At 50.0% G+C, this 13767-nt stretch carries 14 protein-coding genes, 1 tRNA gene and 1 pseudogene; 10 read left to right on the plus strand and 6 right to left on the minus strand.

Going from position 1 to position 13767, the window contains the following annotated elements:
- Positions 1 to 38: 38 nt before the first annotated feature.
- Entirely contained in the window at positions 39 to 1229 is a 1191-nt protein-coding gene (gene rlmI / locus NNO03_RS09060; protein ID WP_271449339.1) for a 23S rRNA (cytosine(1962)-C(5))-methyltransferase RlmI, read from the minus strand.
- A 94-nt stretch (positions 1230 to 1323) separates the two neighbouring features.
- On the opposite strand from rlmI, the gene yccX reads away from it, so the two are divergent.
- A complete protein-coding gene (gene yccX, locus NNO03_RS09065) occupies positions 1324 to 1605 on the plus strand; it encodes an acylphosphatase (protein ID WP_137382858.1) in 282 nt (93 codons plus the stop codon).
- Here yccX and tusE read toward each other — a convergent pair.
- Together tusE and yccA are read right to left on the minus strand one after the other, a co-directional pair.
- Complete coding sequence (gene tusE, locus NNO03_RS09070; RefSeq protein WP_005123506.1) at positions 1602 to 1931, minus strand: sulfurtransferase TusE; 330 nt, start codon at positions 1929 to 1931, stop codon at positions 1602 to 1604. The genes yccX and tusE overlap by 4 nt on opposite strands.
- 88 nt (positions 1932 to 2019) lie before the next feature.
- Entirely contained in the window at positions 2020 to 2679 is a 660-nt protein-coding gene (gene yccA, locus NNO03_RS09075; RefSeq protein ID WP_003035917.1) for an FtsH protease modulator YccA, read from the minus strand.
- Between the two features lie 271 nt (positions 2680 to 2950).
- Here yccA and NNO03_RS09080 point away from each other — a divergent pair, with 271 nt between their 5' ends.
- The 4 genes and pseudogenes from NNO03_RS09080 to NNO03_RS09095 all read left to right on the plus strand — a co-directional run bounded on the left by NNO03_RS09080 (position 2951) and on the right by NNO03_RS09095 (position 7102).
- Positions 2951 to 4579, plus strand: coding sequence for an ABC transporter substrate-binding protein (locus tag NNO03_RS09080; protein WP_271449340.1), 1629 nt, complete (start codon positions 2951 to 2953; stop codon positions 4577 to 4579).
- Between the two features lie 143 nt (positions 4580 to 4722).
- Positions 4723 to 4810 (plus strand) — tRNA-Ser (locus NNO03_RS09085).
- Between the two features lie 380 nt (positions 4811 to 5190).
- Positions 5191 to 5379: pseudogene (locus tag NNO03_RS09090) on the plus strand (integrase); the annotation flags it as partial.
- 190 nt (positions 5380 to 5569) lie between these two features.
- On the plus strand, positions 5570 to 7102 hold the full coding sequence (locus tag NNO03_RS09095; RefSeq protein WP_271449341.1) for a cyclic diguanylate phosphodiesterase: 1533 nt from the start codon (positions 5570 to 5572) through the stop codon (positions 7100 to 7102).
- Positions 7103 to 7326: 224 nt separating this feature from the next.
- Here the strand turns inward: NNO03_RS09095 and cbpM are convergent, their stop codons facing one another.
- Both cbpM and cbpA read right to left on the minus strand, forming a co-directional pair.
- Positions 7327 to 7620, minus strand: a complete 294-nt coding sequence (gene cbpM / locus NNO03_RS09100; protein ID WP_137382861.1) for a chaperone modulator CbpM — start codon at positions 7618 to 7620, stop codon at positions 7327 to 7329.
- Positions 7620 to 8540 (minus strand): curved DNA-binding protein, encoded by a 921-nt coding sequence (cbpA, locus tag NNO03_RS09105; RefSeq protein WP_271449342.1) that lies wholly within the window; start codon positions 8538 to 8540, stop codon positions 7620 to 7622. Before cbpA ends, cbpM begins: the two co-directional genes overlap by 1 nt.
- Positions 8541 to 8813: 273 nt before the next feature.
- Here cbpA and NNO03_RS09110 point away from each other — a divergent pair, with 273 nt between their 5' ends.
- Positions 8814 to 9116: an antibiotic biosynthesis monooxygenase gene (locus NNO03_RS09110; protein ID WP_271449343.1), complete on the plus strand. Its 303-nt coding sequence runs from the start codon at positions 8814 to 8816 to the stop codon at positions 9114 to 9116.
- A 111-nt stretch (positions 9117 to 9227) separates the two neighbouring features.
- On the opposite strand, the gene dsbA is transcribed toward NNO03_RS09110, so the two are convergent.
- The gene (gene dsbA / locus NNO03_RS09115; protein WP_271449344.1) at positions 9228 to 9851 is read right to left on the minus strand and encodes a thiol:disulfide interchange protein DsbA; all 624 of its coding nucleotides are present in this window, start codon (positions 9849 to 9851) and stop codon (positions 9228 to 9230) included.
- A 413-nt stretch (positions 9852 to 10264) separates the two neighbouring features.
- On the opposite strand from dsbA, the gene NNO03_RS09120 reads away from it, so the two are divergent.
- From NNO03_RS09120 to NNO03_RS09135, 4 genes are read left to right on the plus strand one after another with little or no spacing between them, the layout of a single operon-like run.
- Positions 10265 to 10627, plus strand: a complete 363-nt coding sequence (locus tag NNO03_RS09120) for a copper resistance protein (protein WP_271441325.1) — start codon at positions 10265 to 10267, stop codon at positions 10625 to 10627.
- A gap of 48 nt (positions 10628 to 10675) precedes the next feature.
- Positions 10676 to 12556, plus strand: coding sequence for a protein-disulfide reductase DsbD domain-containing protein (locus tag NNO03_RS09125; protein ID WP_271449345.1), 1881 nt, complete (start codon positions 10676 to 10678; stop codon positions 12554 to 12556).
- Positions 12553 to 13176, plus strand: a complete 624-nt coding sequence (locus tag NNO03_RS09130; protein ID WP_271441327.1) for a DsbA family protein — start codon at positions 12553 to 12555, stop codon at positions 13174 to 13176. Before NNO03_RS09125 ends, NNO03_RS09130 begins: the two co-directional genes overlap by 4 nt.
- A complete protein-coding gene (locus NNO03_RS09135) occupies positions 13166 to 13672 on the plus strand; it encodes a protein disulfide oxidoreductase (RefSeq protein ID WP_271441328.1) in 507 nt (168 codons plus the stop codon). Before NNO03_RS09130 ends, NNO03_RS09135 begins: the two co-directional genes overlap by 11 nt.
- Positions 13673 to 13767: the final 95 nt, after the last annotated feature.

Below are 13767 nucleotides of genomic sequence, written 5' to 3' on the forward strand. Positions count from 1 at the left end.
GATACCCTCTATGTAAGGGTAATATTCCACTTTTCAAGTTACATGATGCGACAGGCAAACCCTTTCAGATACAGCCCTTCCGGGTAGGTAGCGATCACAGGATGATCGGCGGCCTGACGGAACTGCTCTATAAATTGTACATCACGCCCGGCATCTATTGCGGCATCGGCGATGATTTTCTGAAATAAATCGGTGGTCATCAATCCGGAGCAGGAGAATGTCAGCAGTACGCCCCCCGGATTCAGCAGCTGAATTGCCAGCATATTGATGTCTTTATAGCCACGGCAGGCACCCATCAACTGGCTTTTGTTTTCGACAAACTTCGGCGGGTCCATCACGATAACATCAAATTTCTCACCACGATCGCGATAGGCGCGCAGCAACTTGAACACGTCATCACGCACAAACTCGGCTTTGCTCAGATCCAGCTTGTTCAGCTCTACGTTCTGGCGGGCGATATCGAGAGCTTCCTGGGAAGTATCAACGCTGACGACCTGGCGGCAGCCGCCCATTAATGCAGAGACGGCGAATCCACCGGTATAGGAGAAACAGTTCAATACGCGCTGATTTTCCACATAACGACGCGTGGCCAGGCGGCTGTCACGCTGATCGAGGTAATAACCGGTTTTATGTCCGTGCTGAATATCAACCAGCAGTTTCATCCCGTGCTCTTCAATCGGCAGCAGTGCTGGCGGCAGTTCACCCGTGACGGGGCCCTGAGTCAGTTCCATGCCTTCTTTTTTACGCACGGCAACATCGCTACGGTCATAAATAGCGCACTCCGGGAAGACAATCAGCAGGGCGCTAATCAATGCGGCACGTTGATACTCGGCACCTGCACTGAGAAGTTGCAGCACCAGAAAGTTACCGAAACGGTCAATGGTGATGCCCGGCAGGCCATCAGACTCCCCGGCAATCAGTCGATAGCTGTCCAGCCCGTCCTTTTTCGCCAGCCAGTCTCGCCACTTCTGCGCTTGTTGCAAACGGCGGGTAAAGAAATCAATATCGATGGATTCAGACTTGTCGAATGTCCAGACGCGTGCACGGATCTGCGACGCGGGTGAGTACGCGCCGCGTGCTAACCATTTACCCTGATGGTCAACAATATCGATGGTCTCACCGAGGTTGGCTTTACCTTCCATACGTGCGACGGCACCGGAAAATACCCACGGATGGCGGCGCAGTAATGATTTTTCGCGCCCTTTGGCTAACACTAAACGTACACTCATAATTTACTATTCTGTCAATTCAAAGAAATGGGCGCCATTGTCCTGAGTTTTACGTGTATTTGCAACGCGCACCGCGATGATAAGGAGAACCGCAATGTCGAAAGTCTGCATAATCGCCTGGGTCTATGGCCGGGTTCAGGGGGTAGGATTTCGCTATACCACCCAGCATGAAGCACAACGGCTGGGATTGACTGGCTACGCGAAGAATATGGATGACGGCAGCGTAGAGGTTGTCGCCTGCGGTGAAAGCGACCGGGTAGAACAACTTATGAAGTGGTTAAAAGCCGGGGGCCCGCGTAGCGCCAGGGTAGACAGAGTTCTCAGCGAACCGCATCGGCCTGGCGAAGAGTTAACGGGATTTAGTATCCGCTATTAAATACATTTCACCGGTTTCGGCAGACCGGCAATTTTGGTTGCCTGCTTGGCCGGACCTTTCGGGAACAGGCGGTAGAGATAACGGCTGTTGCCTTTCTCTTCGCCAAATTTGTTGGCCATCGCTTTGACCAGCATACGAATAGCGGGAGAGGTATTAAATTCCAGATAAAACTCGCGTACGAAACGCACCACTTCCCAGTGTTCCGCGGAGAGCGTAATGCCTTCGTTTTCAGCAATGGCAACTGCCAGCGGCTCGCTCCATTCGGTTGTGTCTTTTAAATAGCCTTCGCTATCAGTACTGATTTCTTTACCTTCAAAGATCAACATAATTCTTCACTGCGTTAGTCAAACTGGCGGCAGTTTACCAAAAAAGAAAGCCCCGCATAAGCGGGGCTGGATAATGCGTGTGGACATCTTAATCGCGGCTGGCGAAGCCCAGAATGCTCAGCAGGCTGACGAAGATGTTGTACAGCGATACATACAGGCTGACGGTTGCACGGATGTAGTTGGTTTCACCACCACGGATGATGTTGCTGGTTTCAAACAGGATGGCACCTGAAGAAATCAGGATAAACACCGCGCTAATCGCCAGATGCAGCGCTGGCAGTTGCAGGAAGATATTCGCAACCATACCAATCAGCACTACCACGATACCTGCCATCAGCATACCGCCGAGGAAGGACATGTCTTTACGCGTGGTCAGAACATACGCAGAACAACTGAAGAAGACCAGCGCCGTACCACCCAGTGCCATACCGATCACGTCACCCATACCTGCTGACAGGTAAGTGTTCAGAATCGGTCCCAGGATGTAACCCAGGAAACCGGTGAAAGCGAAAGCAGACAGAATACCTACTGGTTTATCTGCCGTTTTGTAGGTCAGGAACATCAGACCATACATACCAACCAGCGTCAGAATCAGACCCGGAGACGGCAGCATCAGTACCGTACTGGCTGTTGCGGTGATCGCTGAAAACGCCAGCGTCAGGCTGAGCAGGAAATAGGTATTACGCAGCACCTTATGCGTGCTGAGTAGCGATGTACGATCGCGCGAAGAACTAATAATACGATCCATGAGTCACTCTCTTATGACAGATGTAATTAATGATGGAGGATAATGAAATCACCGGTAACGACCCAGCGGTTTTACCCATCTTTACGCATTTTAACCCGCCGGGCTTAAGCATATTATTTCAGCAAAAGCATCTGGATTAGATGTTACCACTGTTTATGCAAAAATGTCAGATCGATATCTGATAGGTAACTGAAAAATATTGCGTTATTCCCTACATGCCTTTAAGAGTGACAGCGGTGTCAACATAAAACAGAGCAATAAGGTAAAGGGAATGACTCAACATAAATCGAAGGTATTTACATTTACGCTGTTGGCTGTCTGTTTGATGTCTATCAACGGTGTGGCGAGCGCTGCGACAGTTCCCGCGGGCACAGAATTGGCAGCTCAACAGGAACTGGTCAGAAATAACGGCAGTGAGCCAGCCTCACTGGATCCGCATAAAGTTGAAAGCAACGTTGAGTTTAATTTAATCAGCGATATGTTCGATGGACTGGTGGCCGTAAACCTGGATGGCACTATTGCGCCCCGGCTTGCTGCCTCCTGGGAGAATAAAGATAACACTGTCTGGACCTTTCATTTACGTCCGGGCATAACCTGGTCAGATGGATCGGCTATTACTGCACAGGATGTCGTCTGGAGCTGGCAGCGACTGGTTTCACCGCAAACTACTTCACCCTATGCCTCTTATCTGGGCAATATGCATGTCGCAAATGCGGTTGATATTGCTCAGGGGAAAAAAGATCCCACTACGCTTGGGGTCAAAGCGCTGAATGACACTACGTTGGAAATTACTTTGACGCAGCCGACAGCGGCATTTTTAGCGATGCTGGCACACCCATCACTGGTCCCGCTGGATAAAGTACTGATTGGCCGCTTTGGCGATAAGTGGACTCGTCCGGAGCACTTTGTCAGCAGTGGTGCGTATAAGCTGTCGCAGTGGGTCGTCAACGAGCGGATTGTTGCCGTGCGCAACCCGCATTACTGGGACGATCAGCATACGGTCATTAATAAAGTGACGTATTTGCCCATCAGTTCAGAGGCCGCAGACGTTAACCGTTACAAAGCCGGGGAAATCGATATTGTTTTTAGTGTTCCGGTCAATCAGTTCGCTCAATTGAAAAAGACGATGGGTGATGAACTCCATGTCTCACCACAGCTTTCAACCTATTATTATCAGTTTAATACCACGCGTGCGCCGTTTAACGACCCGCGCGTGCGTCGGGCGTTGAATATGGCGCTGGATAAAGACATCATCGCACAAAAGGTGATGGGACAGGGACAACGTGCGGCGTGGGTTATCAGCCAGCCTGAAATTGGCGGGGTAAAATTACATGCGCCGGACTACGCATCATGGTCACTCGACAAACGCATTGCTCAGGCAAAAAAACTGCTGGCGGAAGCGGGGTACGGTCCTGAGCATCCGCTTACCTTAAATCTGCTCTACAACACCTTCGAAACGCATCAGCGAATCGCGATTGCCGCCTCGTCAATGTGGAAGAAAAATCTTGGTGTTGAGGCAAAGCTGCAGAACCAGGAATGGAAAACTATGCTGGATACCATGCACACCGGCAATTTTGACGTCGTACGTTATGCATGGATAGCGGATTACGACGATGCATCGAGTTTCCTCAACATTTTCCGCACAGGCGATAGTGAAAACACCACCCGATACAGTAACCCAGCCTACGATGAAGCGATGCGTAATGCGGCGAAAGCCCGTTCTTTGCCAGAACGCGGGAAATATTACCAGCAGGCGGAAGACGTGTTAGGCGAGGATGTACCCGCTATTCCGGTTTACCACTATGTCCGCACACACCTGGTAAAGCCGTGGGTAGGCGGATTTGCACCGGATAACCGTGGGAATTACTTCACCAAAGATATGTACATCAAAAAACATTAAACAGCAGCATCCCGGATTTGTGCTGAATAAACGGTCAATTTGTTGTTATTTAAGTCGATTAACAACATTTTGGCTGTTTTTCAGGCAAACGAACACATTGGTGCTTTACAGGTCCGTTCGGGATGTTTATAGTGCGCCTCATTGGAAGCGTGGCCGAGCGGTTGAAGGCACCGGTCTTGAAAACCGGCGACCCGAAAGGGTTCTAGAGTTCGAATCTCTACGCTTCCGCCAAATACAAACCCCAAGCTATTTAATAGCTTGGGGTTTTTCGTTTTATACAGTTTCTGTTGTGCCATTTCTCTTTAGCCTTGCGTGTTCCAGGCTCACTTGTATTGGAAGAAGAATGAATTTTTCGCTACGTGCTGAAGCATCTTCGGGTAGGCTCCGCGATGATTATGTCCATCCTTTCAACGAACCCTGATTAACTGAAGTTATTATGCGGGATCATGCGATCTTCAGCATTTTTAGGTGTAAGCGTCCCGTAAAAACAGATCATTCGCTTTTAGCGTGTTTTCAGCAAACGGTACAGGTTATCTTTAGGGCCTGGGTACGTTCTTTGTTCATATCTGGCCTTCAGCACTGATAGCCTATCTGCTGCATTGATAAAGCAGGGGCTCGAAGCTTCGCTTTACAGCACACATTCCATGTGAAGAACAAAACCATACCTGATATACAAGAAAACCCAGAATCTCCGGGGGATCAAACTTCGGTCAGGCCATAAGAAACTGAAAAGCACAGTTCGTTATCTGGGCATTGAAGTCGATGATGCGTTAGAGATCTCTGAATCGATTGAAGTTTAAAGTTGTCAGGGCTGCATCACAACTTGTAACAGAAGTGTAGTTTCTCAGGATAAGTACTGTTTTTCTGTAAAATATTTCTATGTTTTTCATGGTTAATTTTAATCTTGTCAACCATGCTTTTTGTAATTGCAAAATTAGGCATTTCCGGTCCCCTCAGCATAGTCAACTCACGCGTACCCAGGATATATAAATGCGCAATGCACTTATTCCCATCGCCGTAGCCATGGCAATGTTTATAGTGGGTGTTTTTATTCTTAATACACAGGTCTGGTATACCGCTCGTGTAGATAGCCTTGCTGGTGCAAGATATACAGTAAAAAAAATGAACGTGATTCTTAATGAAGCTCGACTGGCCACCCGGACGGCAATCAGCACTGTCGAAAAAGGCTGTGGCCCGGAAGAGCAATATCGGCTTGGTACCGAAGCAGCATTGCAGCCGCATCTCAGAACTATCATTATTCTCAGGCAAGGAGCGGTCTGGTGTTCATCTCTACCGGGAAATCGCATACTACTGGTTAACATCGATGCGATACCGACTTCACCATTGTTACTTGTGCCTTCCAGCGGCACAGTAAATGGCCTTCCTGTTCTTTTAGTGCAAACGGAATTTGCTGACAATCGTATCGTCGTCACCGTAAGCGATAGCCATGTCAGGGAGACGCTGGACACCCCGCTAAAAGACGTGAGGTACACACTAAGGGTAGGGAATAACGCTATAGGTATGTTCGGGGATGTCACTAAGGTGAACGAAGCGCAGCATCGTTCTGTACACGTTACATACTCAGAATATCCCTTCAGCATCGAATATGATTCCGCTGCGTTTTTCAGCCTGCAGAACTTGCAGAGAATGATCAGCCGGGCTGGGGGGGTATTGCTGTTTTTACTGCTGATATCCTGTCTCGCCGCTTACACCCTGAATCAATATCTGAGTAAAAATACTCTCCCTGAAGAAGCACTCCGCCGGGCAATTGTGAAGGGTGATATCGTTCCTTTTTATCAGCCCATCGTAAATGGCAAAGAAGGCACACTGCGTGGTGTTGAAGTGTTGGCCAGATGGAAGCATCCGATAGCAGGGTATATTTCTCCCGCTTCATTTATTCCAGTAGCGGAAAAATCAGGGTTGATCGTGCCGTTAACGCAAAGCCTGATGACCCAGGTTACGTCTAATATGAACACCATTGCCAGTAAATTACCGGAAGGCTTCCATATAGGGATTAACTACTGCGCTTCTCATATCGCAATGCCCACATTCGTGGACGAGTGTTTGAAATATAAGCACAGTTTCAGCCGGCGAGATTTAAACCTGGTCATTGAGGTAACGGAACGCGAGCCTCTGGATATCGATGAAACACTCGTTCAGACCCTGAATGAATTACATAAAAATGGTTTTGCCATCGCGCTTGATGATTTTGGCACTGGATATTCAGGACTCTCCTACTTACAGGATCTTCATATCGACTACATCAAAATTGATCAAAGTTTTGTTGGCAGGGTAAATGAACATGAGGACTCGACCCTTATACTGGACTCCGTACTTGACCTGGCGCGTAAGCTCTCAATAAGCATCGTTGCTGAAGGTGTGGAAACACAGGAACAGCTTGACTATCTCATTAGAAACAATATCACATTTTTGCAGGGGTACTATTTCTTTAAGCCAGTTCCTTTCGCTGAATTAATAATGATTTTGTTATCCAAACCTAAAGTCAGGGTGAACGTTGAATGAGCAGTTAGATGTTCAAGCTAACAAGAAAAAATATCATTAACGTGACCGGGCCCAAAATCAATGCAGTACTAAATCAGAGATCGTCGTTTTTCTGAATATCTGCCGGGCGGGTATTGAGCTCAACAATCCGTAGCTGAGAAATCGAATCTGATGAGTTGGGTTCTTTATAAAAAATACGCCCTGCAAATCTGTAGGTGCGGCTCAACGCCGCACCCTTAATATATTCACGGATGGCTAATAAATCGGGACAGGCGTTGACGCAAAAGGCGGTTTTCCTGTCGTAGCTGCGCATTTTCCTCGAGCAACGTCAGTGCGACAGCAATCCCAGGCCAGTCAAGCGCCAGTTCATGGCGCAGACGCAGTGCGCGTTGCACCACGGTCAGCGCATGGTCATCAAAGGTCTCATCTTCACGGGGTTCGATTACCCCTAAACCGACAATTTCATTCAGTTCCTCTGCAGAAACACCGGTATGCAGACAAAACTCGGTAATGGTAAAGGTAACGGTCACGTTAGCCATTATGCTTTCCCCCACTCTTTACGCGGATCAAAGGACTTCTGCGCATCCGCCAGCTGTTGCCACAAGGCGGCGCTGTTGTCGTCAGGTTTCGGCGGCATCACGATTTTGATGACCGCGTACAGGTCGCCAGTATGTTTTTTACCGACCAGACCTTTGCCTTTGATACGTAATCGCTGTCCAGCCTGGCTTCCTGCGGGGATGGTCAGCAAAATACTCTCTTTGAGTGTTGGTACAGTCACTTTTGCGCCCAATGCGGCTTCCCATGGGGCGAGCGGAACGACAACCTCCAGATCCTGATTAACAATATCAAACAGCGGATGCGGTGCGATATGAATCACCAGCCACAAATCACCGTTCGGGCCACCGTTTTCACCAGGGGTTCCCTGACCTTTCAGGCGAATGCGCTGCCCATTGCCGACACCGGCCGGGATCTTAACGTTGAGGGTTTTGGGGATTTCCCGCTCGATCATGCCAAACGCATTGTACACCGGCAGATTGTAACTGATGGTGCGGCTATGCTCAGCAAGGGTTTCTTCGAGGAAAACGGCGACCTCGATTTCAATATCATGTCCGCGACTGGCTTGGCGCTGCCGTGACTGATGTGCGTGCTGGCCAAAAATTGAAGAGAAGATATCGTCGAAATCTTCAGCGTTGTAGCGTTGACCTTCTCCTTGCTGGAACTGACGATTAAACTGCGGGTCGTTGCGATGCTGCCACAACTGGTCGTATTCGGCGCGTCGCTGTTCATCGCTCAGTACTTCCCAGGCTTCGGCAACTTCTTTAAAACGGGCTTCAGCGTCGGTTTCTTTGCTGACATCGGGATGGTATTTTCGCGCGAGACGACGGTAGGCGGTCTTGATTGTCTTGAGATCGTCTGTCGGCTTCACGCCCATAATGGCGTAATAATCCTTTAATTCCATAGCGTTCTCTCGTGTAAATCAACACATGAAGAAGGCAATCCCTCTCAAAAGGTATCACCGTTAAGTTTAGGGTAATCCTGATAGGCACGAATGCCAACCATGAAAAAGGGGGGCGCAGGTCATAAAAGGGTCACCGGCTAATGTGGTGAGCCTGCTTGTTTATTTACCTATCACACTCACATTCTCCTTTTCACCAGACTGTTCGTTGTTGAGCGAAGCATCGCATTTAATCCGGCAATAGAGTGGCTGAAATTAACAAGGGAGAGATACTGAATGATCGCCGTTATTTTTGAAGCAGATGTGTATCCTCAGACAGGAGAGCGATATCTTCAACTGGCCTCAGAGCTGAAGCCGTTGTTGGCAGAGATCCCTGGGTTCATTTCTATCGAACGATTTCAGAGCATTTATACGCCCGGGAAAATGCTGTCACTTTCATGGTGGGAGGATGAAGATGCAGTGCTCAGGTGGAAATGCAACGTCAGGCATCAGGCCGCACAGCAGGAGGGTAAGCAGTTGATTTTTTCATACTACAGAATACGTGTTGCCACTGTTTTGAAGGATTACGCTTCTGAATAAGGTTCTGCCAGCGTATATGACAGTTAACTGTCAATAATTCCGCCTGTAGGAACAAGAGCCAGAACAGGCTCTGGCTCTTGTTGATGGTGCGTCAGTAATATTAACGGCTTATCAAGGCTTGGAAAAAAGAAAACGAACGGTCTCAGCGTAGTTCTGGACAAAAGCGTTAACGTTATCTGATTTTAATCCTTTCGGGTTAATCATATATTTACCCTTGATAAAGATAGCCGGTACACCTTTCAGGTCTACCGCTTTAGCCAACTCCTGTTGCTTCGCCGTTAATGATTTTACGGCAAAGCTATTCCACGCAGCATCATAGTCGTTTGCACTGACACCAGCGCGGATAAATACATTGCGGATATCATCTGCTGTTTTAACAGTTTGTTTTTTCTGCACGGCATCAAACAGTAAAGGTTTTACTTTATCTTCCACGTTTAACAGCATAGCGACAGACCAGGCGTGTGTCATCTCCGGCCCCAACGGGCCTAAGAAATCGACGTGATACTCAGTGAGTTTGACATCAGTAGGTAATGCTTTTTTCACATTATCAGTGACTTCCAGAACTTCATCATACTGGTAGCATGAAGGGCAATAAAATGAAAAAAACTTAAGCGCAGCGGGCGCTGACGCAACTGGCTTTTCAAGTGAAATATATTCTTTGCCATCGGTAAATGTTGCTGCCTGAACGCTCACAGTAAAAAACAGGCCTAGAAGAGGAAGTAAGATTTTTTTCATTTTCATATACTCTAAATAACATTTAACAAACAATTGTTTTGATGATGAACATAACGTTCATGGCGGCAAGTGATAATACAATATTCATCAGAAAATGTGCTGACTCTTACTTTCATTTACGTAGGAATATCCGCTGGCGGACTTCTCTTTCATTTTTATCATCAGTGATGAAATATCTGTTGGACGCTTTTGGAATGACAGATAATAAACCCTGTGATATTTCCAGCTTTGTTTTATTAGTGCCATTATTTTGTAATAGTGAAATTGATTAATAACATTAATCATCATTTCTGGGCAGATCGCTGTGGGAGGAATGAGATTTGACCGGCCTCTGCCGACATAACTTTACAGGGTAAAGGTTGCCAAAACCTCGCCAGTGGCTAAGATAACTCGCGTCAATCAGTGAGGGTATAATGGCGAAACGTCAACGGATGGGATGGTGGTTCCTCTGCCTGGCATGTGTTGTGGTGATGGTATGCACCGCGCAACGCATGGCGGGTCTGCACGCCTTGCAGATGAACACCGCGACCACTGCTGTTGTCGCGAGCGCCCAGGCCGATACCGATGAAGCTTCGCCCGTTACGCCGTGTGAACTGAGCGCAAAATCGTTGCTGGCTGCACCGCCAGTATTGTTCGAAGGCGCGATCCTGGTGCTATGTTTGCTCATGTCGCTGTTGGCACCTGTGCGGGCATTTCGCCTGCCTTTTTTCCCTCCGCGCGTTATCTCGCCGCCCACACTTAGGGTTCATCTCCGATTTTGTGTCTTCCGTGAATGACAGCGCAGCCGTTGCTGACTGTTAGATAATTATTCACGGAGAAAAAATATGAAGACTGTTTTCAGGCAGGCGCTGCTCTGCCTGTTATTGCTATGGCTGCCCGTATCCTGGGCGGCTGATATCGGCTGGCTGCGTTCACCCGATAACAATCACGCCAGTGTACGGTTACGTGCCGATACAGCCGCAGGCGGTGAAACCCGACTGCTGCTCGATGTTAAACTGGAGGATGGCTGGAAAACCTACTGGCGATCGCCGGGTGAGGGCGGTGTAGCACCGTCCATCGTCTGGAAAGATAAAATGCCTGCTGTTGATTGGTACTGGCCGACACCCGCGCGTTTTGAGGTCGCCAATATCACCACCCAGGGATATCACGATAATGTCACCTTCCCGATGGTCGTACGTGGCACAACGCCAACCACCCTTAACGGTGTGCTGACCCTATCAACCTGCAGCAATGTCTGCCTGTTAACGGATTTTCCCTTTTCCGTGACGCCGAGCGTTCAGGACCCATCTTTTGCTCATGACTATGCGCAAGCGATGGGGCAGATACCGCTGGCCAGCGGCCTGACCGATGCGCTTAGTGCCGGGGCGCGAGCCGGAGAGCTGGTGGTTGAGGCGCGTCGTACGGGGGGCTGGTCTGCACCAGGCCTGTACCTGGATACCGTTGATGATGCGGATTTTGGTATGCCGCAAATCCGCGTAGAGGGCGAAACACTATGGGCAACGGTTCCGGTTCATGACAGCTGGGGGGAAGGGGCGCCGAATCTTCGGGGTAAGCAACTGACACTGGTTCTGGCTGATAACGGCGTTGCACAGGAAAGTCGTCTTGCCATTGGCGATGCACCAGTGGTGCAGCATGCAGCGATCCCGCTGTGGCAGGTGGTGCTGATGGCGCTGTCAGGCGGGTTGATCCTTAACTTAATGCCCTGCGTGCTTCCGGTGCTGGGCATGAAGCTGGGCTCGATTTTACTGGTTGAGGAGAAAAGCCGTCTTCAGGTTCGCCGCCAATTTCTGGCATCGGTGGCTGGCATCCTGGTCTCTTTTATGGCCCTTGCGCTGCTGATGACGGTGCTGCGCCTGACCAATCAGGCGCTTGGTTGGGGGATCCAGTTCCAGAGTCCGTGGTTTATCGGTTTTATGATGCTGGTGATGCTGACGTTCAGCGCCAGCCTGTTTGGGCTGTTTGAATTCCGCCTTCCTTCAGCAATGACCACCATACTGGCAACTCGCGGCGGTAACGGCTTGTCAGGGCATTTCTGGCAAGGCGCGTTTGCGACGTTGCTTGCCACACCGTGCAGTGCGCCGTTCCTAGGGACGGCAGTGGCGGTGGCGTTGACCGCCTCGCTTCCGACGCTATGGGGGCTGTTCCTTGCGCTCGGGCTGGGGATGAGTTTGCCATGGTTGCTGGTGGCGCTGCGTCCAGGTCTGGCGCTGCGTCTGCCGCGTCCGGGGCGTTGGATGAATATCTTGCGGCGTCTTCTCGGCGTGATGATGCTTGGCTCGGCGATCTGGCTGGCAACATTGCTGCTCCCGCATCTGGGGTTCGCAAGCCAAAGTACAGCCAAAGAGAGTGTGAACTGGCAACCGCTGAGCGAGCAGGCCATCGAAGAGGCACTGGCCCAGCATAAGCGCGTATTTGTAGATGTGACGGCTGACTGGTGCATTACCTGTAAAGTCAATAAATTCAATGTTCTACAACAAGAAGAAATTCAGATTGCGCTGCAACAACCCGATGTGGTGGCTCTGCGGGGTGACTGGACGCTGCCCTCTGAAGCGATCACCGAATTCCTGAAAAAACGCGGCCAGGTCGCTGTGCCGTTCAACCAAATTTATGGCCCCGGTTTGCCGCAAGGCCAGGCGTTGCCGACGTTGTTAACCCGCGATGCGGTGCTAAATACACTGGCCGGTGCCAAAGGAGTAACCCCATGAAAATGATGATTATCCTGCTGTTAACCCTGTTTTCTGCCGTCAGCGTGGCGAAAGAACCTGCGCCATTTACACCTGAGCAGGAGAAGCAAATTGAAGCGCTGATTCAGGAAGCGCTGTTTAACGACCCCAATAGCCCGCGTATTGGTGCCAGGCAGGCTAAACTGACGCTGATAAATTTCACCGATTACAACTGCCCATATTGCAAGCAGTTGGATCCGATGCTGGAAAAAATTGTACAGAAATATCCTGATGTGGCGGTGGTGATTAAACCGCTGCCGTTTAAAGGGGAAAGTTCGGTTCTGTCGGCGCGAACCGCGCTGACGACCTGGCGTGAGCACCCGCAGCAGTTTCTGGCGTTACATGAGAAACTGATGCAGAAGAAGGGCTACCACACGGCAGTGAGTATTAAACAGGCACAGGAGAAAGCCGCTGCCAGCCCTGTGACGCTGGATGCACAAAGTGAAGAGACGCTGAGCACCAACCTGCAACTGGCACGTCTGGTTGGTGTGCGGGGCACACCTGCAACGATTATTGGCGATGAGCTGATCCCGGGTGCAGTACCGTGGGAAACACTGGAAGAGGTGGTCAAAGAAAAACTGGCGGCCGCAAATGGTCAGTAAACTGCGCCGCTGGCTGCGCGAAGGACTGATCTTACTGGTGTTATTCGCCGGGGCGATGTTGTTGATGGATGCCTGGCGAGCGCCCCAGCTTCCCGCAGCGTTTGACAGCACACCTTTGCAGACGCTGGATGGTGAAAACGTTACGCTGGCCGCGCTCAGCAAAGAGGAGCCAGTGCTGATTTATTTCTGGGCGAGCTGGTGCGGCGTGTGTCGGTTCACGACACCGGAAGTCGCCAGACTGCACTCAGAAGGCGAGAACGTGATAACCATTGCGCTGCGCTCCGGTAATGAGGCGGAGGTAACGCGCTGGCTGGCGCGTAAAGGCGTAGACTTTCCTGTCATCAACGATGCCGACGGGGCCATCTCCCGCAGCTGGGACATCAGCGTCACACCAACGCTGGTCGTGATGTCGCACGGTCGCGTGGTATCGACAACCAGCGGCTGGACCAGTTACTGGGGAATGAAGTTACGCCTCTGGTGGGCAAAAACTGTCTGATTCTGATGCCGGGGAAACCCGGCATTTTTTATGCCGCAGCACACCTGGATGGCATATTTCGTTTCCCGACGAAGCAAACCTGGCGATTGACGTCC

Source organism: Citrobacter sp. Igbk 16 (assembly GCF_028069755.1).
In the GTDB taxonomy this organism is placed as follows: domain Bacteria; phylum Pseudomonadota; class Gammaproteobacteria; order Enterobacterales; family Enterobacteriaceae; genus Citrobacter.

Bases quoted from the DNA above. Each gene is read 5' to 3' on its own strand.
- NNO03_RS09130 (WP_271441327.1), top strand. From the start codon at position 12,553: ATGAAAATGATGATTATCCTGCTGTTAACCCTGTTTTCTGCCGTCAGC.
- dsbA (WP_271449344.1), bottom strand. From the start codon at position 9,851: ATGAAAAAAATCTTACTTCCTCTTCTAGGCCTGTTTTTTACTGTGAGC.
- NNO03_RS09095 (WP_271449341.1), top strand. From the start codon at position 5,570: ATGCGCAATGCACTTATTCCCATCGCCGTAGCCATGGCAATGTTTATA.
- NNO03_RS09080 (WP_271449340.1), top strand. From the start codon at position 2,951: ATGACTCAACATAAATCGAAGGTATTTACATTTACGCTGTTGGCTGTC.
- cbpM (WP_137382861.1), bottom strand. From the start codon at position 7,620: ATGGCTAACGTGACCGTTACCTTTACCATTACCGAGTTTTGTCTGCAT.
- yccA (WP_003035917.1), bottom strand. From the start codon at position 2,679: ATGGATCGTATTATTAGTTCTTCGCGCGATCGTACATCGCTACTCAGC.
- NNO03_RS09120 (WP_271441325.1), top strand. From the start codon at position 10,265: ATGGCGAAACGTCAACGGATGGGATGGTGGTTCCTCTGCCTGGCATGT.
- NNO03_RS09110 (WP_271449343.1), top strand. From the start codon at position 8,814: ATGATCGCCGTTATTTTTGAAGCAGATGTGTATCCTCAGACAGGAGAG.
- tusE (WP_005123506.1), bottom strand. From the start codon at position 1,931: ATGTTGATCTTTGAAGGTAAAGAAATCAGTACTGATAGCGAAGGCTAT.
- yccX (WP_137382858.1), top strand. From the start codon at position 1,324: ATGTCGAAAGTCTGCATAATCGCCTGGGTCTATGGCCGGGTTCAGGGG.
- NNO03_RS09135 (WP_271441328.1), top strand. From the start codon at position 13,166: ATGGTCAGTAAACTGCGCCGCTGGCTGCGCGAAGGACTGATCTTACTG.
- cbpA (WP_271449342.1), bottom strand. From the start codon at position 8,540: ATGGAATTAAAGGATTATTACGCCATTATGGGCGTGAAGCCGACAGAC.
- NNO03_RS09125 (WP_271449345.1), top strand. From the start codon at position 10,676: ATGAAGACTGTTTTCAGGCAGGCGCTGCTCTGCCTGTTATTGCTATGG.
- rlmI (WP_271449339.1), bottom strand. From the start codon at position 1,229: ATGAGTGTACGTTTAGTGTTAGCCAAAGGGCGCGAAAAATCATTACTG.